Origin of the sequence: Corynebacterium pseudotuberculosis (assembly GCF_002155265.1) — a bacterium.
Classification (GTDB): Bacteria; Actinomycetota; Actinomycetes; order Mycobacteriales; family Mycobacteriaceae; genus Corynebacterium; species Corynebacterium pseudotuberculosis.
In genome coordinates this window covers 795,903-821,212 of the sequence record NZ_CP021251.1, presented here as the reverse complement: position 1 = coordinate 821,212, position 25,310 = coordinate 795,903, and the positions used below count along the sequence as shown (strand labels likewise).

The following is a 25,310-nucleotide window of genomic DNA, read 5'->3' as shown; positions in this document are numbered from 1 at the left end:
CCAATTTGAGGCATACCGTCCTTGAATCTATAGGTTACTTATTCTTACGACGCCCAATCAGCGCAGCTCCTGCGAGCACAAGCACGAGTGCTGCTACCAGCAGCCCTAGAACACTTGCACCAGTAGTGGCCAGCATCGGGGACTTCTTTTCCTCGGCCTTCGGCGCTACCTTTGTCGGCTCGGCCTTTGCAGGCTCAGCTTTTGGCGTCTGCGTCGGTTCAGCCGCATTAGGAGCGGAAGAACTGCCGCTACTGCCGGTGGCACCACTTACCAAGCCAGCCAGCAAGCCAACGCCGCCGATAATCCCACCAGCGATGAGCAGGTTACCAATCAGAGTGCCGTTACCTTCAGGGATTGGGTATGTAATGGTGACGGTTCCGTTGTTTGTGCCTGGGTTTCCGTTAGCATCTTCACCGTTGTATTTCACCGTATCCGGGCTTCCCACAAAGTCTCCTTCAGGGGTGAAGGTAAAGCTCCCGTCCTCGTCGATAGTCCATACGCCTTGACCGGGAACGGTCATCTTCTTGCCGTCTTCAGAGATTACAGCGCCCTTAGGCTGCCCGTCTTCAACAAACTTCACGGTTTCTGGCAACAAATCTGCGGGATAATCAGGATGATTCCCCTTGCCTGGGGTCACGGTTACCGGCTCGCCGGTCTCGCCTTTGTCCACAAAATGCGGTAGCGGGAACTCGCCGTCCCCATCTTTGGGAACAACAATCGGCGTGTACTTAGCCGTATGAGTCACCTCACCCTGCTTGGCAGTAACCACCACGGTCTTTGCCGTCCCCACAAAATCAGGGTGCGGTTCAAAGGTAACCACGCCGCTATTATCCACGGTGTAGGTTCCTTGACCTGGCACCTCTACCTTGTCGGTCGGGTTACCGGAAGCGTCGACAAGCGAATATTCCACAGGAAGAGCAGGGTCAACGTCGGGGAACATTTCTGCGGGGGTAATGCCCTCGTCCGTGATATTCCCAAATTTTTCCGGGTCATTATCGGTGGACTTCTGTGTCTCACCTTGGTGCGCCACAGTCACCGAGTTCTTGGTGGTGGGCTCAAAGATGTATCCGGCATCCAGGTTGGGGGTGTTCTCCCCGGCCTTCACCTCAGCGGTGGCGGTTTCACCCGTGTTCGGATCGGCGTTTGAGTCCTTATCCTTGGTAACGTCGCCTTCCGTCTTCTTGGTCAGGTTTTCTTTGTCGCCAAAACGCACAGAGTAGCCCACGCCGGGGATAAGTCCCTCGAATGTGTAGGTGCCGTCTTCCTTAGTTTCCACGGGGTCAACGCCCTCGACGGGCTTGCCGTCTTTCAGCAACGTAACGGTCACGCCTGCACGCGGCTTCTCGTTATCGTCGCGGATACCGTCTCTATTGGCATCGAACCAGGTCATGCCGGAGAGCGAGCCCAGTTTGATAAAGCCAAAGTCCAAGCTGAGGTCTTTATCCTTGTCCTTGGTCAGCGTGCCCGGGGTAGTTTTTGCGCTCTTTGTGGAGGAGTCTTTCTCAGCGTCCTCGGTACCACCGGTTTTTGCGGGAGCAAAGCCTTCAGGATTTTTCAGCACCTCTACCGTGTAGCTTTGGCCGTCCTTGAGCACCGGAAGGTCCTCAAAAAGATACTTGCCTTCTGCGTCCGTGACTGTGCTCTTCACCGGCTTGCCCTCCGGGTCGAGGAGCCTTAGCTCAACGCCGGGAATGCCGCTATCCTCGCCATCGTTTTGGATGCCGTCATTGTTCTTGTCATGCCAGACAAAATCGCCCACGGAAACCTTAGGAGCAACGGAGACAACAACCAGGCCCGCATCTACGTCGCGACGATCCCCCTGCAGATCAATGACCCTGGCGGAACCAATACCGTTGTTTGATTCTATGACGTCCGAGTCTTTCTCATCGCTGCCATTCACCACAACGCTGGGGAGAGTAAAGGACGCGAAAGACCGACCGTCTGTGGTGCGCGCAGCAGAGTAGTCGAATTGCACCTTGTACTTGCCCTTGGGCAGGTTTTCAAAGAGATACTCGCCGTTCTCACCGGTAGTTACCACATAAGGTTCCTGCGTGCCTGGCCGATTGAAGGGTTGACCCTGCTCATTCAGCAGCGACACCTTTACGCCCTTAACACCGGGCTCGCCGTCCGTTTGCAGCCCGTCAAAGTCCTGATCAAACCAGACTTTATCACCCAAAGAAACCAATGGCTCCGGCTTTTTATCCACCATAAACTTAAGGTCTTCGACCTCGCCACCGGGGATAACGCCTGTGGGCTGCTTCATATCATCGGCCTTGACGCCATCGCCGCCTACACGGATACGCGCATAGTAATCCTTGCCGGGCTCAGGCTTCTTATCAGCGTCGCTCCAGTCGAAGGTGGCGTTGCCGTCTTTAAGCACACCCACGCGACGCTCTGACTCATCAAAAGTGCCATTGTTATCCAGGTCTACCCATGCCACAACGTCGCTACCCGTAGCGGTTACGGGGAAAGTGACTTTGCCGTTGGCATTTTCAAAACCATCTTTGAAAACGTTCGGTTGGACGTCTTCCTCGGAGTCCTTCTTGGCGTCGTCGCTCCAATTCTTGCCGCCGTCACGAGTCGGCATTTCAGTGCCCACGCGATTCTTAGGCTCAAACTTAACGTCCGGATTCTGCTTCGGCTGGCCTGTCACATTCCAGTTATCCAGGATGTGGCTGGCTTCCCCATAAGACTTCGGCGCATCGCCCTGATCTGTAGGAATGAAGATACCCGCGACCACGCCCTGGCGGGAGCCGGTCTTACCGCGCGGGTGGTTATCCAACGTAACGGACACAGTCTTGGCGCCGCGGCTGACAAGAAGGGGCTGCGACTGCGGGATGGATTTCCATTCGCCGCCTTCTTCATTCAACTCCGTGTCCACCCAGCCGTAGCTCTTGTCGCCGTTTTGCAAGGACCACTCGGATTCGGGCGTTACGACGATCGGCGCGTAGGGGTCTTTACCGTTTGGGACTTTGGTAGGCACCGTGGGAGTGTTATCTACGTAGTAGTAACGCTTATCCTTACCCACAAGATCCTGGATGACCTGCCAGCCGCCGTCGGCGTTGGTAACCAGGCCAAGGTTCTCCGGGACTCCGCCTTTTTCCAAATTGCTGCCATAAGGGTTGTTGTGCCCCTCCACCTTGATTCCAGTGGATTCCCCGTCAGAGGCCACCACGTCAAGGGAGATGGGCTTGCCATTCAGCGTGCCTTGAATATCAAGGTCAAAGGTGTAGCCCTGGTTACCTACACTATCGGCATTATTATTAAAAAGATCCGGATTAAGATACTGGCTGATCTGCCATTTTGCGCCGGGATCACTTGGATACAAGACTTCCCTGTCAAACCATTTGTCACGGTCCGAATTACGTCCTGCAAGCGCAGCAAAATCAAGCGGACGGAAGAAGTCATTCCACGTCACATTGCGCGCCCAGATGCCACCGTTTTCCACTGTAAGCGGCGTGCCGTTGCTGCTCTTAGCATCAGGGTATATAGCCTTAATGCTCTTGATGGTTACGGTAACTTCCATCCCTTTAGGTAGACCATCGGTGTCTTTATAGGTGTAGGTGTCACCTTCTTTGATGCGTTTACCGCCAAAGCCGCCTTCATTGTTTTCAGGATTTTTTGAATCCCACTTATTTTCAAGCTGCTCGCCACTAGCTACCTTGGAGAAATCAAAGAAGAAAATCTCATTAGCAAATTTTGCATCTGGATTGCTGGTAAAAGCGTTAGTTGTTCCGTCATCGACGGCTGCAAAGGCTGAGGGAACCGTTACGGTTAAGCCTGCGAGGGCAAGGGATGCAGCTGTAGTTAGTGCTACAAACCTTGGGCCGGGTCTACTGCCCACTGGGTCTCCTAAAGAAGGAATAATTAAGTTAACCGATTAATTCAAGCAGCATATTTGCTATAGGTCAAAGAAGAAATTGGTAATGTATTTCAGTTAAAGCTCATACCCCGGCCGTTATAAAAAATATCCGGCCCATCTTATGGGCCGGATATTTACAATCTACGCAACACTCAGTCTTACTTGGTTACCGAGGTTCCCACAGAGTGTAGATCCTGGCAGGCCTCGATGATGCGCTCAGACATGCTCTGCTCAGCCTTCTTCATGTAGGAACGAGGATCGTAGACCTTCTTGTTTCCTACCTCGCCGTCGATCTTGAGCACGCCGTCGTAGTTGGAGAACATGTGAGCAGCGATAGGACGGGAGAATGCGTACTGGGTGTCAGTGTCCACATTCATCTTGATCACGCCATAGGTGAGCGCCTCCTCGATCTTCTCCTTCTCAGAGCCGGAGCCACCGTGGAAGACAAAGTCGAATGGCAAAGCGGAATCGTCTAGGCCGAGCAGCTTGCGGGCAACCTTCTGACCTTCCAGAAGAACTTCTGGGCGCAGCTTAACGTTGCCTGGCTTGTACACGCCGTGGACGTTTCCAAAGGTCGCTGCCAGCAGGTAACGGCCATTTTCGCCGGTACCTAGGGCGTTGATGGTCTTTTCAAAGTCCTCTGGAGTGGTATAGAGGTTTGCGCCGGCCTTGGCCTCTACACCGTCTTCCTCGCCACCGACAACGCCAATCTCAGCCTCAAGAATGATGTGAGCTTTACGTGCTTTCTGGAGCAGCTCCTGAGCAATCGAAAGGTTCTCATCGATCGGAACCGCAGAGCCATCCCACATGTGGGACTGGAACAACGGAAGCTCGCCGCGGTCTACGCGCTCCTGAGAAATAGCAATCAGCGGGCGAACGTACTCGTCCAGCACTTCTTTCTGACAGTGATCGGTATGGAGTGCAACGTTAATGCCGTAGCTCTTTGCAGCCTCGTGAGCAAATGCGGCGAGAGCCACAGCACCCTTGACTTTGTTCTTCACTGCAAGGCCAGAACCGAACTCCGCGCCACCGGTGGAGAACTGAATGATGCCGTCAGACTCAGCTTCAGCAAAACCCTTCAGAGCTGCGTTGATGGTTTCAGAAGAAGTGCAGTTGATAGCCGGGAAGGCAAATCCGCCTGCCTTAGCTCGATCCAGCATCTCATTGTAGACCTCGGGAGTTGCGATAGGCATGAAAAATCCTCCAGTTGGATTAGCTTAATTCGTTTCATCTGTGAGCACGATTGCTCGTAGCCTGTATCCCAGTATGCCAGCAACCCCCGCAGAATGCTTCTCTTCAATCCAAAAAATTAGGAGAGAAATCACACAGATTCGGGCATAACCGAAACTATTCAAACTAACTATTCGGACTCGACTATGCGCGCGGCAGCTTCCAGCAGCATCCATCCCGATAGTTGCACGGATAGGTCGCGTTCGTCGATACGCACCACGTTTACTATGTCGCTCAACGCCGAGCCTCCCACGCCAAAGTTGTGAGGAAGCTTTGCATCATCCGTCCAGTCGGTAGCAAATACGGGCAGGCCGTCAACCTCTAGGCGATGGTTCCACACACTTTCCGCTGAGGCCATAACCAGACGCTTAGCAATATTGCGGGCAGAGCGATTAGCGTCGCTGTCGTCCGGCAGCCTCACCGCGGCATCAGCAAGATAGCGCGCCAAAATCCCCTTGAATAGTCCGCCGTCGCCATCACCGGTCACCCAGTCGATCACCCCTGATCGCGTTGTCATTTCTTTGGCCGTTGCATGGATCACGGCACGCGCATGAGCTAAATACGTAATCGAGTCTTCATACGTTGCTGGGTCAGCGCGCAGCGCCTCGGCAACCTCCACGCATGCCCCAATAACCACGCCCTGGCAATAAGGATGCGTGTATTTAACCAGCTCCGGGCCTCGCATACTCATGCGCACCCCATCCATCACCAGGCCTTTTTCATCGATAAGATTGTCAAAAATCCAGTCGATGATCTCGCGCGCTTTAGCAATATCGCCGTTGCGCGCAAACATGATGGCCGCCGGGCCGTTTGTGGGCACGTTAAAAAAATGTTCTCCCACGCGCCACGGCAGCACACCCACCACTGGATCAGCGCCAGCGGCGATGTTGGCCTCCAGCGCACGCATATTCTTGCGTTTGCCTCGACTCCGCATGCGACGTTCCCGGTCCAGGGCAAGCGCCAACCAAGACTTATCATCGTAATAATTATTGCGAGTGAGCTTGCCCAGGTTGCGCACTTGGATGCCGGTAATGGTCTCCCGGATTCTTTGTTTGCGGGCTTTGGTGGGACGACGAAGAGCAGCATCCACAAGGCAATCTAAATAATGTGCTTGCCACCAGTAATGCCACCGATAAAAGAGCTTTTCCTTTATATTTGGAGGCCACGCTACGACCGCTAAATTCGTATGAGGAAGCCCCCACAACGACGATGCATGCCTCTCATTGATCGCAGATTCAGCGAGATCAGCACGATGCAGCCATATTTCGTTCAACGTGATACCTACTCTTCTCGTAGAAAAGCCCGCCACCAGCTGGTGAGGCCGAACGGAACATCTCCCTAATACTAGACAAAAGCTCTAGCCGGCTACCATGCTTTGCCCAGATCGGCGTGTTGCCTTATCCAGGTATGCATGGCTATTCCAGCAGCAACACCAGCGTTGATAGAGCGCGTTGATCCAAACTGTGCGATAGAGCAAGTCATCAGCGCGCCCTTTTGTGCCGCCTGCGTTACCCCCGGGCCTTCTTGGCCGAAAAGGAGAATGCACTTTTCCGGCAGCTCGGCGGTCTCCAACGGGATGCATCCCGGGGTGTTATCAATGGCCACAATTGTGAGGCCTTCCGATAACGCCCAATCGACCAGGCTTTGAGTATCTGGATGGTGCATAAGGTGCTGGTAGCGGTCAGTGACCATTGCACCACGCCGGTTCCATCTGCGTCGCCCCACAATGTGCACCGTGTCCACGGCAAACGCATTAGCCGTGCGCACAACGGTGCCAATGTTCGCGTCGTTTTCAAAGTTCTCAATCGCCACGTGCAGGGCATGCCGCCGGGTGTCTATGTCCTTGATTATCGCAGGCCGCGACCAATAACGATAGGCATCCACAACGTTACGACGATCCCCTGCTTCCAGGAGATCAGGATCGTAGTGCGGCTCACGGGGGTGCGGTACGCCAGGGTGTTCTTCTACCCACGGCCCAACCCCGTGCAGCCCTTCGCCCCACTCTGTAGGACCCGGCGCGGAGGTGACGTTAGACAAGGCCTAGATCCTCGAGTCCGATGAGGTAGCGATACTCCAAGCCTTCTGCAGCAATAACATCGGCAGCGCCGGTAGCGCGATCCACCACGGTGGCCACGCCTACAACCTCTGCACCGATTTCTCGCAGCGCGGCTACTGCTGTTAGCGGAGAGTTTCCGGTGGTTGTGGTGTCCTCTACAACCAGGACTTTCTTGCCCACCACATCAGGGCCTTCAACACGACGCTGCATTCCGTGCTTTTTAGCCTCTTTGCGCACAACAAAGGCGTCGATTGCCCGACCTTCGGCGTGCATAACGGAGGTAGCCACAGGATCCGCGCCTAGGGTGAGCCCACCAACGCACGCATAATCCCAGTCAGCGGTGAGCTCACGCAGCAACTCTCCGATCAGGCGCGATGCGCGATGGTGCAAGGTAGCCCGGCGCAGGTCAACATAGTAATCAGCCTCTTTGCCTGAGGACAACGTCACTTTGCCGTGAACAACGGCAAGTTCTTTGACCAGTTCCGCCAGTTCATTTTTCTTTGCTGCATTGATAGACATGGGTGCGGGAGCTCTCCTTATTTTTCACTGCCGTTGGGCTTTAAGTACTTAGTTTAGAGGGTCGGTTCCGAGTTCCTCGGTGAGGTCCTCAAAGATTGTGGAGCCCTGACTAAGATCGCGCAAAACTCGGGTTCCGTTATAGCGCCCCGTTTCTGGTTTATCGCCCTTAGCTATGGCCGCTACCTCATCACTCCCCACGGATCGGGGTTCCACCACCCCTCGCGCTTGCGCTGCCGCACGCGTGGGCAGCTGAACGGGATCTTCTTTGCGCGCAACTACCGGCAGTACCGGGACCGCGTCCTCCGAGTCATCCTCTTCCGTCTCAGGGGCATCCGGCATAGGCCGGGAGGGGTCACAGTCTGTAAAGTCCACTGGCTGTGTAGCACCACTGCGGGGTGGCAATACCCGAGTTGCGTCGGCAAAAAGGGTGAGGGGTTGGATGAGGGCCTCCCAGTCTTCATGCGTGGAGCCGCGTTCCAATTGCGCCAACACCCAATCGGATTCTTCCCATACCACCGACACCGCGCTGGGCATATCTGCAAATGCTTTGTCCACCCGCTCATCCAGCATTCTTTCAGTGGCGCCTTGATCATTGCTGTACAAGGTAAAACCCTCAATGCAGCTAACTTGTCTCAAGTCTTCCGTGTCCTCGTGGGCTTCTCGACGCCCCACCACAACCACATCAGAGCTAACAGCACGGCGCAACGCCATCACGCTCACCCCGCCCAATTCCACGAGGTACATTTCATATCCTCCGGCGATGCCGCTCACTACGTTGCGGGCAATCGCACCGTCTACGGCAGCCTCTCGGCTCCATTCATCGGAAAGAAAAGCGTCTTCTTTGGTGTAATCAAATCCGTGAGCTTCCGCCCACGTTTTCTTCTCTTTCCGTCCCCCTTTGGATATGGCCGTAAGCTTCTTCGGCGATCCACCTTTCTCTTCTGAGTCTGAGGTCTGCTGAGCTGTGGCTGTTCGATTACGCAAAAGATCAAACAGCCACAGGCCAACTCCAAGGAGTCCGACGATTCCGGCGAAAAGAAATAGCATGGCTTAAAGCCTAGCGCGCATCCCCATGTTCAACAGGGTTCTTGGGATCCGCCGCCCATTGTGACCATCCGCCCACGTAATGCCGAGGCGTTCCTATGCCAGCAATATTCATAGCGATGATCGCCTGGGCCGAATGGTTACCAGACCCCGAATAAACGATCACATCATCAGCGCTAGTAATCCCTACAGCAGCAAATGCCGCGCGAATTTCCTCTGGAGTTTTAAACAGGCCTTCCTGGGTAAGCAGATCTCTGGAAGGAACATTGACGGCACCAGGGATATGGCCGGCCTTGAGGTCAAGGTGTTCTTTACGCCCGGCAAAGCGATTAGCCTCACGAGCATCCAAGAGTATCCCGGTATGGCTCTTCACATCTTCAATTGTTGCGGTGGGCATTCCGCCTAGTTCTGGCTCAATGGTGGAATATGATCGTGGGTTGCCTGGCCCGCCCAATGTTTCATGTCCTGCGGCTTCCCATGCTTGTTGTCCACCATCCAGGATCACTACATCCGGGACTCCGGCCCACTTGAGAATCCACCAGGCGCGCGCAGCGAAAAGGCCTCGGTGATTGTCATACACCACAACTTGACGATCATCGGTCAACCCCCAGCGGATAAACCACTGGTCCAGAATATTCTTGGTGGGAAGCGGGTTACGGCCCAGCTTGGAACTGGGAGCAGATGCCAAAGCAAACGCTGTGTCACAGTAACGCGCAGTGGAAATATGCTCTGAACTAAACTGCGCATATCCTCCGCCCTCATGAGGCGACCATAGGCTGGCAAGAATGATGTTATTGCTACCAGTGTTGATCCGCTGTGCGAGTTCTTCGACGCTAATTGTGATACTCATACTCAGAAGTCTAAGGTTCGTCGCGATTTTTCGCTTGGTGGATACCCACAAGCGTGTCTATGTCACAAAACAAAACCCACCTATGCAGCACAAATGTTGAGTATGTGTTTTTGCACTATTGGATTTTGCGCAAAAATATACCCATTCAATGTTTACATTTTGCACATATTTAGTTTAGTATTTTTTCAGGTTTGTAGGTGGCCTCCGACGCTTACAAACCGCCATACCTCAAAGAGAAGTCCCGCGCCGATAAAATTCCCCCGCTTAAGCTGCACTCCCCCAAGCCTAAAACCCATACAAAAAGGAAAACGCGGCACTATGTCGTCGGTTCATAGTGCCGCGCGCGTTGAACCACTGCTAAAGCTCAACGCTTGCTGGGATAGTAGCCCACAGCCGTCTTCGACTATAGCATGCTTTCTACGATTTATCCCTCAACGTCCAGATTTACTTTGGAACGGGTTTGGGTCGCGGTGGTCATAATTGTGTTCGCCTCAACATCCGTCAATGCTTTTTCCGCAGCTAGTTCCGCATTTACGCGATCGACAAATCCTGAAATCTCTTCTTCCACGCGCGTTTCGTCCCACCCTAAATATGGGGCAATCCGCCGAGCCACGCCGTCTACAGCACCTACACCGCGGTCTGCATATTCCATCCCCACGCGAAGACGACGCAGCAATACATCCTCCACGTGCAAAGCACCCTCGTCAGTGACGGCATACAGTACCTCAGCCCAGCAATAGCCCTCAGCACCCTCCACAGGAGTCAGCAACTGCGGATCCTCTAGTCCAGGAGCCAACACCTGCTCACACAAGGAGCCGTACCTGCCGAGCATATGCGTGATCAGCTGTTCATCCACTCCATACTTAGCCGCCAACAGGGATACCTGGTTAACCAGCGCATGGTAGCCGTCAGCGCCCACAATAGGAGTACGTTCGGTTACAGACTCCGGGGCAGTAATCTTGGCCTCTTTAAGCGCCACATCCACGGCATCCTTGCCGATCACTCGATACGTGGTGTACTTTCCGCCGGCTACAGAAACCAACCCTGGTGTTACTACAGCGACGGCGTGATTACGCGACAAATTCGTCGTGGCATCCGACTTACCACTGAGCAGTGGACGCAATCCGGAGAAGACCCCCACGATATCCTCATATCCCAGCTTCCTGTTTACGCGCTGATTAACTTGGGATAGCACGTAATCGATGTCCGCACGCGTAGGAGCAGGATCGGGCTTGGACAATTTCTGATCCCAGTCGGTATCCGTGGTACCAATGATCCAATAATTACCCCATGGAATAACAAACAGCACAGACTTCTCTGTGACAAAGCACAGCGCCGCATCGGCATCGAGCTTGTCCTTCTCCACAACAATATGAATGCCTTTGGACGCATGAACAGAGAACTTGCCCCGAGCTCCGGCAAGCTTTTCTACCTCGTCATTCCACACACCCGTGGCGTTAATAAACACTTTGCCGCGGATTGTGGTTACCTCACCGGTATCAGTATCACGTACCTGTGCGGCTACTATCCGCCCAGAGGCGTCTTTATCAAAGCCCACTACCTGAGTCGATGGGCGAACCACCGCGCCATAATGCGCCGCAGTACGTAGAACCATCATCGTGTGGCGGGCATCATCAACAAGGGTGTCGTAGTAGCGGACACCGCCAACGATGGCATCATTACGCAACCCTGGAGCAGCCTTTAAGACCCCTCCACGGGTGAGGTGTTTCTGCATCGGCACACTCTTAGCCCCTCCCATAAGGTCATAGAGGGCAAAGCCGCCGAACATCATCACACGTTCCCAGAGCCGGTGAGTCAAGGGGAAAATGAACTTTAGGGGTTTGACCAGGTGTGGCGCCAAGACAGACATGTTGAGCTCACGCTCATGGAGAGACTCGGCCACGAGCTTAAAATCGAGCATGGCAAGGTAGCGCAAACCGCCATGGAACATCTTTGATGATCGCGAGGATGTACCGGCAGCAAAATCACGAGTTTCCACCACAGCAGTGCGCAATCCTCGGGTAGCAGCATCAAGCGCCGCACCAGCACCCACGGAGCCACCGCCGATAATGACAACGTCAAAGTCTTCTGACCCGAAACGGTCCCAGGCCTGTTCAAAAACCTGAGGATTAAATGACATACCCATGCCGATCAATGCTCCTTTTCTGGCTTGCCTGAGAACAAGCCACTAGCGCACCGCGATGGAAAGTAGCTCTTAACACACACCACGTTCCCCGCTGGTACTTGTAATTAAATGCCTTATGACCCCCATAGTAGGTATGTTTTTCCCTCACGGTTCCGAAAATAACGTGATTGCGACCACCAATTTTTTCTAATGCACTTCTACCAGCATTTATTTCTAATGCACTTCTACCAGCATTTATATAGAAAATAAAATATACGCTAGCGTAGGTTTTTTATCTCAGATCACTCACAGCAATAAGAATTGCTGTCCCCCACCTCTTTAGCCATGCCAAAATAAATAAAGAATAGAAGATAGCCATAAAGACCACCTTCTATTCTTTTTCAGGGCCACATAGTATGCACTAATTATCCCATTTTACGCGAACGCCAGGCGCCCCTCGCGCCAACCCCTCTATTTAAGATTTGACTTGCCCTTACAGGTGCACATAGGAAACACCCTTATACGTAAGGACAAGCCAAACCCTAGGTTAGGCAGTTCGCATAACTGTATGGTTAATACATAGTATCTGCCCAAAAAGAACTATAAGCTATGGGGATCCACTTACACAAGACCCCCTCCAAACTTTTATTAAACTTTTTCATCAAAACGTGAAATTTAGGCAACTACCAGCACTTTTGAGCAATAACCACCCGAATACCCCTACCCCCACATGGTGAGTATCGGCAGATATTAGAGGCTCAAACGGATGCGACACGATAGCCAATTCCCTTACCCAGCAGCTTGTGCAGCACCACATGATTTTTTCGCTTGCCCAGAATCAGAAAATAAGAATGCGTCATCTTGAGCCACCTTGGCCCAGGGGCGTCCTGCTTAAACAATGACAAAAAGAAAATGCTGGCCAGAATAAACTGACCAGCATTTTCCCAGCTAGTATTTTAAGGGGGGAATACTAGCTTGATATCAACTGATTGCGATACAGGGACCAGCTTACTCCAACAAGGACCAAAAGCGCACCCATTACCAAGTAAATAGCCACTCCATGTCCCCCCGTCTTAGGGAGCGTACCTACCCGCACATCAGCGACAGTCAGGATAACGAGATTCGGATCCTTGCCCTGATCTGCACTCTTACTCAGCGGGAACGAGGCTGCATCGATAGTGACATCGGCCTTTCCATCTGCAGTACGAGTCACCTCAAACTCCACCGGCCTGGGCAACAACTGATAGCCGACAGGCGATTGAGTTTCAATCAACCGATATTTCCCTGGCTCCACTTCAGTTTGCTCCTGCTGGTTCGGCCGCGGCTGGAGGGTAGCAACCTTTCCTCCATCGCTTACCCGGTATAGCTCGAATGTCGCCTGGAGTTCAGTCTCCTTATTCTCCGCATCCACTTTTTTCAGCTGTATCTTGATCGGAACATTACGAACGATTGGCGCACAGCCTTCTGAAGTTTTTTCGCTTACGCCGACCTTTAGTTTTGCGGAGTTAAACAGGCCAAACTTGGGAGTCGAGTCTTTGCACTCATCCGTAGAGTCATGAGCTGACGATTCGGGACCGGAATAGAAAGCCTCAACCATGTAGGTGTGAACCGTATCCTTTGATGCATTCCCTTCTATTGGAGTGCCATCTTCCGCGAGGACCAGTCCGTTAACAGATATATCCGCAGCTTGCACCTCTTGATTCTTCTTGCCATAGTCCGATATAACTTTAAGGCGTTCAAGCTTTACAGAATCCGCGAATTGCGGGGTATCCGTAAGCGAATACTTTGTTTCCGGGAACCCCTTAGGGTTCTTTACCTCGATTTTATATGTAACCTTTCGGAGGCCATTTCCAGCAGCAACACTACCGTCTTGCCCATCAATTTTTTCATCACCGTTTTGGTCTACGACCGTTTTGGTGATTGCAGGAATACAGGCACCATCGGAGGCAACATTGTTATCTTCTATAAGATCTTTCTCGTTTGCATATATGGATGCAGTATTTTGCAGGCATTTTTCATTATTAGAGATAGATTGATTAGCAGTAACTTTATAGGTAGCTTTCTCATTTACTGCGATAGGACCATGCGAAGCGTTGATCACGTTTCCGTTTACGGAAATATCTTGATACCAACCATTACTTTGAGGATCTCCTTTTACCTCTGCATATCCTTCAGGAACAACATCTTGCAAGGTAAATCCAGAGCTAGGACACGGTCCTACATTTTCCACCGTAATGGTCCAGGAAACTTGATTGCCTTCAATCTTTTCCAGCTTCTTAGTTACTTTAAGGTCGGTAATAACCGGACTTAAAATACCGTTACTAGTAGCATCATTATTCTGGGAAGTCGGACCTTTACGTTTGGCAACAATTTTTAAATGCAGATCATCAATTGTCGTACCAGATTCGTTTCCGATATCGATCTGATAAACCGAGCCTGTGGCGTTATTTCCAAACCCCAAACTTCCATTACCGTACGTCCAAGCAGTTCCATAAATGCCCTTTTCAACGTTCTGGCCTAATGGATCTTTAACTCCGTCTAAACTGAATTCTTTCCTGCTTCCATCCCTAACATCAATTCTTTCTAGAACTGCAGGATTACTAGAATTTTTTATTCCCCACACATAATTGGAATCGGTTTTTCCAGTAGACGTGTAATCATTGGAAAAAGCAGTATTACTAGCAACTACAGTAGCTAGTCGAGTGTCTAAATCTAGTGTGTATAAATTATGAGTACCCGACTGAGAGGAGTTCGACACAAGGTAGCGGCCATTCCCATCGATAATTCCAGAGGTCATTCCACCCCATAAATCGTTTGGCCAAGCCGTCAACCGACTACCGTTTAGCCCAATAATAGCACCCAAATCTTTCACACCGGCATTTACTGGCGATATCTGCAAAAGGTGTCCAGCAGGATAGTTAGGATCCTCATCATAAATTCGCAATTTACTTGATTGAAGCGTCTTTAGCCGGCCTTGACTAATTGCATATATATACCCTTCTTTGGGGTTATATGCCATCGCGTTATAAACCCACGGTGTCCTGGCTCCTACCGGTTTGAATTCGTCTAATCCAGTATTCCTATTAAAGGACTGAACGTATAAATCTGTTGAATTTCTATCATTGAAAGTCTCACCACGATTGGTATGTTGCGACATACCAATCCATACTTTCGCCTCAGCATTAGGCGAACATACGGTTGGATCTACACTTGGCCCTACAGGAGGGATAGGCGCTATCGGTTCCGTGTTTTCAAATTCTTCAACGCAACCATTGACATAAACCGATGGCGTACTAGGAGTGCTTATTTTAGAACCTGTTTGAAAGCGAATCTCTACCTTTGTTTTTTCTGGAACTTCCATTTTCGTAGGGTTTCCCAGGTAATCAACAAACCTATACCACAGTGATCCATCTCTTACACTAGGATTCTCTGGATCTTGATTATAAATACGAAGATATTTTTTATCCGTAGTATTTGTTCCAGATATTTCAAATTGTAAATAAACAGCCCCTACATTGGGAAAACATATTTTACATTTTGGCTCGGTATTTCCCGGGTATCAATAATGCCTTCAATAGACATCCAGTAAGGTAAAGTACTTTGGGTGAATGATTGAGTATTGGGAATATATGGCAGCACCCCAAGTCCTGGATTAACTTTAAACCCAGAGATCAATCCGCCGCCGTTGCTACCAAGAACAAAAGAAGCACGGTAGGGATTAGTAGGTCCCGTATCCTTAGCTACCATAATGTTATTAGCTTCTATTGGTTCACAGGCTGCACGAGCAAGCCGAGCACGAGGAGCGAACATCGGCTGAGCTAAAGAAAATTCTGCTTTATACGCAGTAACTACAGAATCAAGTCCTACCCAATTGTTTGCTTTTGGATCCCATTTTATTTTCAGAGAGAACGAGGCCTCTTCATTTATTAGGTCCCCTTGATCAGCGGGAAAAGATAGCACCATCGATTTATCAATAATCGATGCAGAAAAAAGGGATGTATCTACAGCCTCCCCGTTAATCTCTAATCTCAGGTCATCCCCCTGAGTAAATAACCACTCACCAGTTTTGGGCGTAATGCTTATTTCTTTAATACCGGCAGTCTGCTCATTAGGTTTTATTTTCCCCTCGACCGTGACGATCCCCGTGGAAACATCAAAAGAACCAGTAACTTCAGCCTGCAAGTTTGATGCTGATGGTACGGAATCACCAATAACCGGCAACTTTCGAGAAGGAACCTCTGCCCTAGGAGTCCCCAGAATAATAAAGTTCGCATCTGATAAAACCTCTGATTCTTTATTTTTAGGAAGTTCTATGCTTATCGTGCTACCCGATTTAAATGTTCGCTCTGGGAAACTAACGCTGATAGATGGATTATCAGCGGTCACATATGAAACATCCCACTTTAAACCATCGCTACTTTCTTGTACTCCATCGACTTTCAGTAGAAAATCACTGTCGTTAAGACTTGAAAAAGACGAATCTAAATCAGAGGATTCGATCACTATAGAAGTAGCTTGAAGGTCGTTTTCTATCTTCATAGCTACTTCTTGCCTGTCAGAAGACTTCTCCGAGACAGAAGCAATCTCACTTGCTAACAGTTCTTCGGCTTGACTACGCGTTGCGAAAGGAACAACAAGAAGAGATAGTAAAAAAAGAACTAAACCAAAACAGGTAAAACACCTAATTAATGATGGCTGCCACAGTGCAAGCAAGATCCTCATTTTTATTCTTTCGTCTGACTAAAGAACACAATCAACTATGATTGATAAATAATTCTTTAGGTATTAATAAGATTAAGTAGTTCGAACTTATTTAAATTTGTGTGGGAATTTTCTTCAGTAAGTACTGTTCTCACCGTTTTTTCTTGAGACAAGCAAGAAAAAACCGCCAGCGATCAATGACAGCGAGATCACGATCAATCCCACAACGCTTGCACCAGTAAGCGGCAAAGCTTCTCTTTTTTTATTTTGTTTTGAAGCCGGATTATCACTTGCAGGCGGCTGTTCATCCTTGGTAGGTGGTGGCGTTGTCTGCGTTACAGGAGGAACCCAAGGTGGTAGTGTTGGCCCAGGCTTAGGGTTGTTTTTAAATTTCATTACAGCAGTGAAGCTATAATCCCATTCACCGTTTTCACCTATGATCGGAGCAATAAGGACTTCTTCTTGAGGCTTACGGTCTCCCGGCTTAGGCGATTTCGTAGTGACGAGGTACGCACCGGGTACAAGTTCCGAAAAATTTGCTTCACCTTTAGCATCAGTCACCCCAGAATAGTGTCTGAGCTCTTCAAGTTTTTTTGCCTGCTCCACAGTAAGTTTCGAGGCTTTGGCATATCCCTCTGAAGTATTGATTGGATCAGTTTTGAGCAAGATAACTGTTACTTCATATCCAGGTAGCCCAGCATTTGTGCCACTTGAACTATCTGGGATTTTTATAGTGACACTAGCTTTACGTTCAAGATCAATATTCTCGAGCGGAGGAACTGGTCTAGGGAAACCGGTAACAGCAGCAGAAGCAGATGGAAGGATGAGACTGTTCATAGACGGTTCTAACATCCCACCCCCATATACAAGTCCAGCTGTAAAAGCGATAGAGGTGGCGAGCATCAGGTTACGGCGAACCCCGTTATATATGATTCTTTGCTTCTGCATCACAGTTCAGTTTTATTCTCGGTAGATTCGGAGTCAGGGACAATCAGAGAGTCTTTATGCCGCTTAGAAGACACACGTGATTGTTTTATTAACCACGCGATAAGCCCAATGACTCCTACGATGAATATTGCGGTAAGTGCATACATCCACCATTGCCAAGAGACACCCTGTACCTCGTTGAGCATGCTTTTTTCTTCTTCGGCTATTGGAACTTGATGTCCACGAACTAATAAACGATGTGTGTTAATCCCGTAGGGAGTACAGGTAACTAATGTGATTAAATCTTTGCCGGCTTCAACTTTTAGATCTTCTGTCTCATTAGGAAGAACTATCTTGATCTGATCGACTTCGTATTTAATTTTGTGTCCAGCGATGTGAATAAAGAAAGCATCGCCTTCTTTAACACGATTTAAATTGTCAAAAAGTGTTGCTGTCGGTATTCCCGTATGTCCAGTCAACACCGAGTGACTCCCGCGTCCGCCCACTGGAAGATCGGATCCAAAAAGATGACCAATTCCTTTTTGTAAGACATCCTCGCTCGAACCGTGATAGATAGGTAGGTCCGTTTTTATGGACGGAAGGACAATACGACCCATTGCATCCTGCGTATTTAATACGCTTAAGTATTCTTGATACGCGTAGTTATCTGGGACAAAACGGCTAACCCATGGATCAAGAATCGGTCCTTGTGCACGCTCCTCGTTATATTTATGAGCAGCGTCCCAGGCTTCTTCATGAACTACCTTCGGCGTTGAATTATCGATCTTGGCATACTCTGCTGCTGCACGTTGCTGTTTCCAATTATTCCATTGGGTCGAAACCACTGGGTAGACCATGACAATTAATCCAATAATCACGAGTAGCGCAGCTAATGCATGGTTATTTTTCTTCCCAACTCGCTTCTGTTTCAAACGATGAACGACTTTAGGCCGTTCAGTCTTTGTTACAGGGTCTAGCATTCATTGCTCCCGAAAAGTCCTCAGAAGCACATGTTTATAACAGACCACAATGCGCCAAGAGGAAATAAATAATCAAAAGTGGGTTTTGCTCAGTTGTCTTCAGAACTAAGCCGAGAGTGGGAAGAGGCGATTTTCCGCTTCTTCCCACCCCATAATCATTACTGACCAGTAATTATTTTGATTTGATGCCAAACACAACATTAAAAACTAGCCACAATGAAAATGCCGTACTAGTTTTTAGCTGAGTTACGACGTGCCAACCATGCTCCAGCACCGATGATTAGAGCACCAAGTGCTGCAAGAATACCGATACCTGCGCCACCTGTCATTGGAAGATTCGGAGTATCATGTTTAACGTTTTCAACCTTTTTAACTAAGGTCACCGCATCATCACCCTCTGCGACTTGTGCAAGTTCATCACGAGTCATCGTAAAAGCAACCGGTTTCTCCATTAGCGAATAACCCGCAGGAGCCGCAGTCTCCTTTAAGCAATATTTCTTTTCAATGAACTTATCATTGTCTTCGACATCGGTAACATGCAGCCCATCAATGGTGACAGTTCCGTCTTTACCAGTGGTCCAAGCGGACTGTCCATTGATGGATATTTTAGATTTCAGTGTATCGGGGTCTTCACAACGATAAAGCTCAAAAGTCGCACCTTCCAAGACTTTATCAATTTCTTTTGCATCTTTTTTAACTATTTTTAACTTACCATGATAGGTTTTAGCTTCGTTTGTCTTCTGTGTTATGTCTTCCTCAGTGTTTGGGTTATTAAAAATAACATCAGCAGAGTTAACGAGTTCAACACTATTTCCGACTTCTTTACGAGCGACATTAAAGGTCAAAGAGACCTTCACCCCAGATGCCACTTTTAGAAGCCCTTTTTCACTTATCTCAACTTTATAGAGCCCATCAACAAAAGACTCAGTGAAGTCACCCTCGGCTAGAGTTACATCACCGGCTTTTACTTCTGTAGCCTTCGGATTTTCCAGTCGATCATCAAGTTTATCTGAGAAAATAAACTTAGTTAACTTCTTTGGATCTTTAAAATTCGGAGCATCTGCAGTAATCGTATAGAGGTAAAGATCTTGAATATTCTTATCAGCATCTTTCACTGATTTTTCGACTTTAGTTTCCGAATTTTTTGGATACGCAACTATTTCGTAATTCCAAGAATTGCTCGCAGCGCTTACCATAGGAATTGAAACTATAAACGGTGCCCCTTTCACTACCCCTTCAGGAGCCTCTGTCTCCTCCACAAGATAAAGACCCAGTGGCAAATCTCCAAACTTTGCAACCCCTTCACCAGTCGTAGTTTGTTCATAGGTTACAGTCGTAAGTTTATTTTTCGCATCTTCAGCATTTTTAGGAAATTTTGCCCAATCATCTGTTTTAAGATCAACATTGATTTTTGTAGCTTTAAATTTCACGCCATTTAAAGGCTTTCCAGGAACATTCTCCATTAGGTGACCAGTTGCATGCTCACCCGATTCCGCGCCGCTTTTCTTATAAAGAGTGAGGGAGCCTTTTCTTTCAAAATCAATGTTTGCTTTCACGGGAGCAGCTATAAGAATGTCCTGGGCAACGACTGCCGGAGCCCCGCCGAGTCCAAGAGACAAACCAACAATTGCAGCAAAAGTTACAGAGCGCGTAGCGCAAGAGAACCTGTTCACGAAAATTCCTTTTTCAAGAGCTTCAAGCGAGCCCGCTGCTCGCCTCCAACAAACGACCGACTTTCTCATGCGTCATTCAACCCCAGGTAGAACCGTATTTTTAGGCAGCATTGATGAGCAAATGCCTTATCTCGGCAAAAGAAGAGATGGAATGTTGAGTGCCCTATCACACCAAAAAGAAGTAAAGGTGGAAGGTTCACAATCACAGATCGGATCGTCGAATCTCACCTTATCCTAATGGTTGACAAATCAACTTAATATAAATTTTCGATACAGCATACCCCTTTTATGTCACGCAATACTATGCGCTAATCATTATGCAATACTTAGAATAAGTGCAGTTCAGAAGTATTAATATCGTCAGTTTATATATTGATTTTCTAAAACCCCTTCCTCACCCTACACCACCCCCGTCGATGCATTTTTATTAATACATTCATAAAAAATTCTCACCCCAGAAGCGAACAATCAAGGCAAAAATAAATGAATTGCGCACAATATTAATTGCGCACAAATTTTTCATGGCGGAAATCTCCCTCCCAGCCCTCCACCTCCCCCTTTCCTAAGAAAAAGCACAGGAAAATCGTCCAAAAAATGAGCATATTTCTAAAATTTCAATTTAAATTGCGCACAATTACATATGCGAAGCACATGTTCTTCATATGTTCTGCAGCTAATTGAGTTCAGGCCAAGATGCTTAACTTTTCAAGCATTTTTAGTTTGCTCAACCAATCTCTAGATTATTCAGTATCACTGCTGTGCATGAGAGCTCAGCGTTTGAGTTCTAGATAAGGCGCAGCATGCATCGTCGAGCAAAGATCGACTCCCAGAAAACCTCCAACAGGCAACCTCAAAAAAGAGGAAACGCAGCAATAGCTGTGGTTATCATCCTTATTGGACTGGGAGTCCTCCTCTACCCCGTCATCGCGACACAATGGAATAACATCATCCAGCAGCAAGCCGCAGACGCTTATTCCAAGTTAGAAAAAAGCGTTCCGGTAGATGTACTTGATACGGCTTGGGAAGAGGCTCACCGTTATAACGCTGATCGATCCCAAGGCCCGATCTTGGATGCCTGGGCTTCACGTCGAGCAAAGGACAACGAGCCTTATCAGGAGTATCTTCACCAATTACATGAAACCGACGCCATGGGGCGCATCATAATCCCGTCCATTAAGTCGGACCTGCCTATTTATCATGGAACGTCAGAGGAATCCTTACAGCGTGGCGTTGGGCATTTGTTTGGAACCGACTTACCAGTAGGTGGCATTGATCGGAATTCTGTTCTTTCGGCCCATACTGGCTTGCAGAATGCCACTTTGTGGGACAATCTGAACAAAGTTCGAGAGGGCGATGCCTTTTATATCGCTGTCGCGGGACACAAGCTTAAATATCAAGTTGATCGCATCAATGTAGTTCTACCTGAAGAGACAGACGCACTCCAAAGAACTGAGGGGCAAGACCTCATCACTTTGGTCACCTGCACGCCATATGGGATCAACACTCATCGTCTTTTAGTCCATGGGCACCAAGTACCTATGGATCCACAGGAAGAAAAAGTTTTTGAGGACAGCTCAGGAATAAACATGCAATGGTGGATGTGGGCGATCCTTGCAGCTGCCGTACTTACCATTCTTCTGCTCATACTCTGGTGGCGTAAAAACTTCAGCAGAAAAGATACAAAAAACTAGTTTCCGTGAGGCCCTAAGATGCCTCACGGAAACTAGTAAAAATTATCTCTTTGCCAACTCTAAAGCCTCGCCGCCATCGGCTACATCTACGTGCACGGTGTCGCCGTCGCGGATCTCGCCTGCCAACAGCTTCTTGGCCAGCTGATCACCAATCGCCTGTTGGATCAGACGGCGCAGCGGACGCGCGCCATAGGCGGGCTCATAACCGCGTTCAGCCAACCACAACCTTGCAGCATCAGAGACCTGCAAGGTCAGGCGACGAGCCGAAAGTCGGTTTGCCAGCTGAGCAATCTGGATCTCCACAATATGAGTGAGCTGCTCCTCTGAGAGCGGATCAAAGATCGCCACGTCATCCAGGCGGTTAACAAATTCCGGTTTGAATGCTCGTTTGACGGCATCCATCATTTGCTCGCGAGTACCGCCAGCCCCCAGGTTGGAGGTGAGGATGAGCACGGTGTTTCGGAAATCAACGGTACGACCTTGGCCGTCGGTAAGCCTGCCTTCATCGAGTACCTGCAGCAGAATGTCAAAGACATCGGAATGTGCTTTCTCTACCTCGTCAAAAAGCACCACCGTGTAGGGACGCCGCCGCACAGCCTCGGTGAGCTGACCGCCTTGATCATAACCAACGTATCCGGGAGGGGCACCAACAAGTCGAGCCACGGAATGCTTCTCCCCGTACTCAGACATATCTATGCGCACCATCGCGCGCTCGTCATCAAACATGAACTCGGCCAAAGCTTTAGCCAGCTCAGTCTTACCCACGCCCGTAGGCCCAAGGAAAAGGAAGGAACCAGTCGGGCGGTTCGGGTCAGCTACGCCAGCGCGCGCACGGCGCACAGCATCAGACACAGCTTCAACGGCTTCTAGCTGCCCAACCACTCGGCTACCCAGCTCAGATTCCATGCGCAGAAGCTTTTCCGTCTCCCCCTGCAACATCTTGCCCGCAGGGATACCAGTCCAAGCAGAAACCACATCAGCGATGGTGTCCGGTGTTACCTCCTCCGAAAGCATAGTGGTCTCAGTTGTATGGGCCTCAGCCTCAGCCACCTGCTTTTCCAACTCTGGGATTCGGCCATAGCGCAGCTCCGCCACCTTGCCGTAGTCGCCTTCGCGCTCAGCAATCTCCGACTCAGAGCGCAGATGCTCTAGCTCTTCCTTGGCCTCGCGCACCTTATCTATTGCAGACTTCTCATTATTCCAGCGGGCTTTGAGTTCGCCGAGTTTCTCGCGCTCGTCGGCAAGCTCCTGGCGCAACTTCTCCAGGCGCTGCTGAGAGGCCGCATCCGTCTCCTTGCTCAGTGCGACTTCTTCAATCTCCAGGCGACGCACAACACGCTCTAGCTCATCGATCTCTTGCGGGGAAGAATCGATCTCCATGCGCAGGCGGCTCGCGGCCTCATCGACCAGGTCAATTGCTTTGTCCGGTAGGAAGCGAGACGTGATATAGCGATCCGAGAGAGTGGCAGCGGCGACCAATGCGGAATCCTGAATACGCACACCATGATGCACCTCGTAGCGCTCTTTAAGGCCGCGCAGAATACCGATAGCGTCTTCTACAGAGGGTTCGCCCACAAAGACCTGCTGGAAACGGCGTTCCAAGGCCGCATCTTTCTCGATGTACTTGCGGTATTCATCCAGAGTAGTGGCACCCACTAGGCGTAGCTCGCCACGAGCCAGCAGTGGCTTGATCATATTGCCGGCGTCCATAGCGGAATCGCCCGTAGCTCCTGCACCAACAATGGTGTGCAGCTCATCAATAAAAGTAATGATCTCGCCCTCTGCCGACTTGATCTCATCAAGCACAGCCTTGAGGCGTTCCTCAAACTCGCCACGGTACTTGGCGCCAGCGACCATCGATCCAAGATCAAGGCTAATAAGGGTCTTCCCCTTCAGCGACTCCGGAACATCGCCGGCAACAATCCTGCGAGCCAGGCCTTCTACGATCGCGGTCTTACCCACGCCAGGCTCACCAATAAGAACGGGGTTATTCTTAGTGCGACGGCTGAGCACCTGAACCACACGCCGAATCTCCGAGTCACGCCCGATAACGGGATCAATCTTTCCCTCACGAGCACGAGCCGTAAGGTCGGTGGAATACTTCTCCAGAGCTTGGAACTGGCCTTCCGGATCCTGACTAGTCACCTTCTTGCTTCCTCGCACAGAGGGGAACACTCCCTTAATCACGTCATACGTAGCGCCTCGCTTGGTCAGTAACTCCGCAGCATCGGACTTACCCCGAGCAATCGCGGCGAGTAGCACCTCAGTAGATACGTACTCATCACCTAATTCACCAGCCAGCTCTTGCGCAGCGGTCAGAGCGTTGAGAGCATCGCGGTTAAAGTTGGGGTTGGCCATGCCAGACCCCTCAGCCTTGGGATACCCCGCTACAAGTGCATTGGCCTCCTTGGCCACCACCTGTGGGTCTACGCCCGTAGCGCGCAAGACGGGCACGGCGATGCCGTCCTCCTGGCCTAAGATCGCCGCAAGTAAATGTGCTGGCCGAATATCTGGGTTTCCTAAGGAAGACGCCTGCTGCAGTGCAACTTGCAAGGCCTCCTGAGTTTTAGTTGTTGGGTTAAATGAATTCATATTTTTCCTTTCATGGACTTCATGTTCTGCAACAACACCGCCTGCAGCGCCCTAGACGAGCCCTTGGTTGGTGCGTTGTGAATCTCTAGTCATCTACTCCAACGCACACAAAGTTGAGTTTGTTCCACTCAAGTAAAACTTTTTTTGAGTCAGCTGCGCTCAACTTTTAAAAAATCGGGAAGACTGATGCATTCAGGCGATTAGGATCACCCACCCCCACATTGCGCTGAATCCTGAACTATCTTTGTAGTTATGACTTCTCACACACCACATCTCCCACCCCTTAGCAATGACCCCACGAACCAAGCTTTTGCCGTCCGCGGGCTATTTAAACAGTTCGGATCCAAAGTTGCAGTAAATAATCTCAGCTTGGACGTCCCCTACGGCAGCATCTTTGGCCTTGTAGGCCCCAATGGCGCCGGAAAGACAACGCTCATCAGCCTGGCCACCGGCCTCCTGCGCCCCGACGCCGGACAGGCATGGATAGCCGGTAGCGATATATGGAGTGACGGCACCACAGCTAAACAAAAGATGGGCTTACTTGCAGACGGCGTTCCTGTCTTTGATCGCCTTAGCGGCCCAGAATATCTTGAGTTCCTCGGTGGCCTACGCAACATGGATCCCCAAGTGATTGAAACCCGATCCAGGGAATTACTCCAGACCCTAGGGCTTGAGGAGGCAAAAAATACCCCGATCACGGATTATTCCGCCGGAATGACCAAGAAGATCCTTCTGGCCGGTGCCTTACTCCATGCGCCAAAGCTGCTCATTCTGGATGAGCCACTGGAAGCCGTAGACCCTGCATCCGGGCGCACAATCCAGCGAATCCTACGCAACTTCGCTGCTAACGGCGGCACCATCATTTTGTCTTCGCACGTAATGGAGCTGGTGGGAGGTCTCTGCGACCACTTAGCCATCGTTGATCACGGCCAAATACTCACCATGGGCAGCGTAGACGAGGTACGCCAGGGAACCAGCCTCGTGGACGCATTCATCGATTTTGTGGGCGGAGACGCCGCAGGCGACAGCTCTCTCGAGTGGCTCAAAGGAAGCGAGTAGG

Annotated in this window: 16 protein-coding genes; 2 read left to right on the top strand and 14 right to left on the bottom strand. The window is 50.1% G+C overall.

Annotation, left to right across the window (positions count from 1 at the left end; translation table 11 throughout):
- Nucleotides 1–34 precede the first annotated feature (34 nt).
- The 13 genes from CpATCC19410_RS03800 to CpATCC19410_RS03740 all read right to left on the bottom strand — a co-directional run bounded on the left by CpATCC19410_RS03800 (nt 35) and on the right by CpATCC19410_RS03740 (nt 19,967).
- Nucleotides 35–3,844, bottom strand: a complete 3,810-nt coding sequence (locus tag CpATCC19410_RS03800) for an SdrD B-like domain-containing protein (protein ID WP_014401404.1) — start codon at nt 3,842–3,844, stop codon at nt 35–37.
- 176 nt (nt 3,845–4,020) lie between these two features.
- Nucleotides 4,021–5,055, bottom strand: coding sequence for a class II fructose-bisphosphate aldolase (gene fbaA / locus CpATCC19410_RS03795; protein WP_013242716.1), 1,035 nt, complete (start codon nt 5,053–5,055; stop codon nt 4,021–4,023).
- 167 nt (nt 5,056–5,222) lie between these two features.
- Nucleotides 5,223–6,365, bottom strand: coding sequence for a glycoside hydrolase family 76 protein (locus CpATCC19410_RS03790; protein ID WP_014300973.1), 1,143 nt, complete (start codon nt 6,363–6,365; stop codon nt 5,223–5,225).
- A 92-nt stretch (nt 6,366–6,457) separates the two neighbouring features.
- Nucleotides 6,458–7,129 carry a TrmH family RNA methyltransferase gene (locus tag CpATCC19410_RS03785; protein ID WP_013242718.1) on the bottom strand — a complete coding sequence of 224 codons (672 nt, stop codon included), beginning with the start codon at nt 7,127–7,129 and terminating at the stop codon, nt 6,458–6,460.
- Entirely contained in the window at nt 7,122–7,667 is a 546-nt protein-coding gene (pyrE, locus tag CpATCC19410_RS03780) for an orotate phosphoribosyltransferase (RefSeq protein ID WP_013242719.1), read from the bottom strand. Before pyrE ends, CpATCC19410_RS03785 begins: the two co-directional genes overlap by 8 nt.
- A gap of 48 nt (nt 7,668–7,715) precedes the next feature.
- On the bottom strand, nt 7,716–8,714 hold the full coding sequence (locus tag CpATCC19410_RS03775; protein ID WP_013242720.1) for a TtfA family protein: 999 nt from the start codon (nt 8,712–8,714) through the stop codon (nt 7,716–7,718).
- 10 nt (nt 8,715–8,724) lie between these two features.
- Entirely contained in the window at nt 8,725–9,561 is an 837-nt protein-coding gene (locus tag CpATCC19410_RS03770) for a sulfurtransferase (RefSeq protein WP_013242721.1), read from the bottom strand.
- Between the two features lie 424 nt (nt 9,562–9,985).
- Nucleotides 9,986–11,707, bottom strand: coding sequence for a glycerol-3-phosphate dehydrogenase/oxidase (locus tag CpATCC19410_RS03765; RefSeq protein WP_013242722.1), 1,722 nt, complete (start codon nt 11,705–11,707; stop codon nt 9,986–9,988).
- A 949-nt stretch (nt 11,708–12,656) separates the two neighbouring features.
- Nucleotides 12,657–15,047, bottom strand: a complete 2,391-nt coding sequence (locus CpATCC19410_RS03760) for a DUF6923 family protein (RefSeq protein ID WP_014522273.1) — start codon at nt 15,045–15,047, stop codon at nt 12,657–12,659.
- A gap of 149 nt (nt 15,048–15,196) precedes the next feature.
- Nucleotides 15,197–16,408 carry a hypothetical protein gene (locus tag CpATCC19410_RS03755; protein WP_013242725.1) on the bottom strand — a complete coding sequence of 404 codons (1,212 nt, stop codon included), beginning with the start codon at nt 16,406–16,408 and terminating at the stop codon, nt 15,197–15,199.
- A gap of 114 nt (nt 16,409–16,522) precedes the next feature.
- Nucleotides 16,523–17,335: an LPXTG cell wall anchor domain-containing protein gene (locus CpATCC19410_RS03750; RefSeq protein WP_013242726.1), complete on the bottom strand. Its 813-nt coding sequence runs from the start codon at nt 17,333–17,335 to the stop codon at nt 16,523–16,525.
- Nucleotides 17,335–18,294, bottom strand: a complete 960-nt coding sequence (locus CpATCC19410_RS03745) for a class C sortase (RefSeq protein WP_014401407.1) — start codon at nt 18,292–18,294, stop codon at nt 17,335–17,337. The genes CpATCC19410_RS03750 and CpATCC19410_RS03745 overlap by 1 nt, the downstream gene beginning before the upstream one ends.
- 230 nt (nt 18,295–18,524) lie before the next feature.
- Nucleotides 18,525–19,967, bottom strand: a complete 1,443-nt coding sequence (locus CpATCC19410_RS03740) for a SpaH/EbpB family LPXTG-anchored major pilin (RefSeq protein ID WP_014300978.1) — start codon at nt 19,965–19,967, stop codon at nt 18,525–18,527.
- An 800-nt stretch (nt 19,968–20,767) separates the two neighbouring features.
- On the opposite strand from CpATCC19410_RS03740, the gene CpATCC19410_RS03735 reads away from it, so the two are divergent.
- On the top strand, nt 20,768–21,658 hold the full coding sequence (locus CpATCC19410_RS03735; RefSeq protein WP_013242729.1) for a class C sortase: 891 nt from the start codon (nt 20,768–20,770) through the stop codon (nt 21,656–21,658).
- Between the two features lie 42 nt (nt 21,659–21,700).
- On the opposite strand, the gene clpB is transcribed toward CpATCC19410_RS03735, so the two are convergent.
- Nucleotides 21,701–24,250, bottom strand: coding sequence for an ATP-dependent chaperone ClpB (gene clpB / locus CpATCC19410_RS03730; RefSeq protein WP_014522477.1), 2,550 nt, complete (start codon nt 24,248–24,250; stop codon nt 21,701–21,703).
- A gap of 252 nt (nt 24,251–24,502) precedes the next feature.
- Between clpB and CpATCC19410_RS03725 the strand changes: the two genes are divergently transcribed.
- Entirely contained in the window at nt 24,503–25,309 is an 807-nt protein-coding gene (locus CpATCC19410_RS03725) for an ABC transporter ATP-binding protein (protein WP_014401411.1), read from the top strand.
- Nucleotide 25,310: the final 1 nt, after the last annotated feature.

Bases quoted from the DNA above. Each gene is read 5' to 3' on its own strand.
- fbaA (WP_013242716.1), bottom strand. From the start codon at position 5,055: ATGCCTATCGCAACTCCCGAGGTCTACAATGAGATGCTGGATCGAGCT.
- pyrE (WP_013242719.1), bottom strand. From the start codon at position 7,667: ATGTCTATCAATGCAGCAAAGAAAAATGAACTGGCGGAACTGGTCAAA.
- CpATCC19410_RS03775 (WP_013242720.1), bottom strand. From the start codon at position 8,714: ATGCTATTTCTTTTCGCCGGAATCGTCGGACTCCTTGGAGTTGGCCTG.
- CpATCC19410_RS03770 (WP_013242721.1), bottom strand. From the start codon at position 9,561: ATGAGTATCACAATTAGCGTCGAAGAACTCGCACAGCGGATCAACACT.
- CpATCC19410_RS03765 (WP_013242722.1), bottom strand. From the start codon at position 11,707: ATGGGTATGTCATTTAATCCTCAGGTTTTTGAACAGGCCTGGGACCGT.
- CpATCC19410_RS03760 (WP_014522273.1), bottom strand. From the start codon at position 15,047: ATGGAAGTTCCAGAAAAAACAAAGGTAGAGATTCGCTTTCAAACAGGT.
- CpATCC19410_RS03755 (WP_013242725.1), bottom strand. From the start codon at position 16,408: ATGAGGATCTTGCTTGCACTGTGGCAGCCATCATTAATTAGGTGTTTT.
- CpATCC19410_RS03750 (WP_013242726.1), bottom strand. From the start codon at position 17,335: ATGCAGAAGCAAAGAATCATATATAACGGGGTTCGCCGTAACCTGATG.
- CpATCC19410_RS03745 (WP_014401407.1), bottom strand. From the start codon at position 18,294: ATGCTAGACCCTGTAACAAAGACTGAACGGCCTAAAGTCGTTCATCGT.
- CpATCC19410_RS03735 (WP_013242729.1), top strand. From the start codon at position 20,768: ATGCATCGTCGAGCAAAGATCGACTCCCAGAAAACCTCCAACAGGCAA.
- clpB (WP_014522477.1), bottom strand. From the start codon at position 24,250: ATGAATTCATTTAACCCAACAACTAAAACTCAGGAGGCCTTGCAAGTT.
- CpATCC19410_RS03725 (WP_014401411.1), top strand. From the start codon at position 24,503: ATGACTTCTCACACACCACATCTCCCACCCCTTAGCAATGACCCCACG.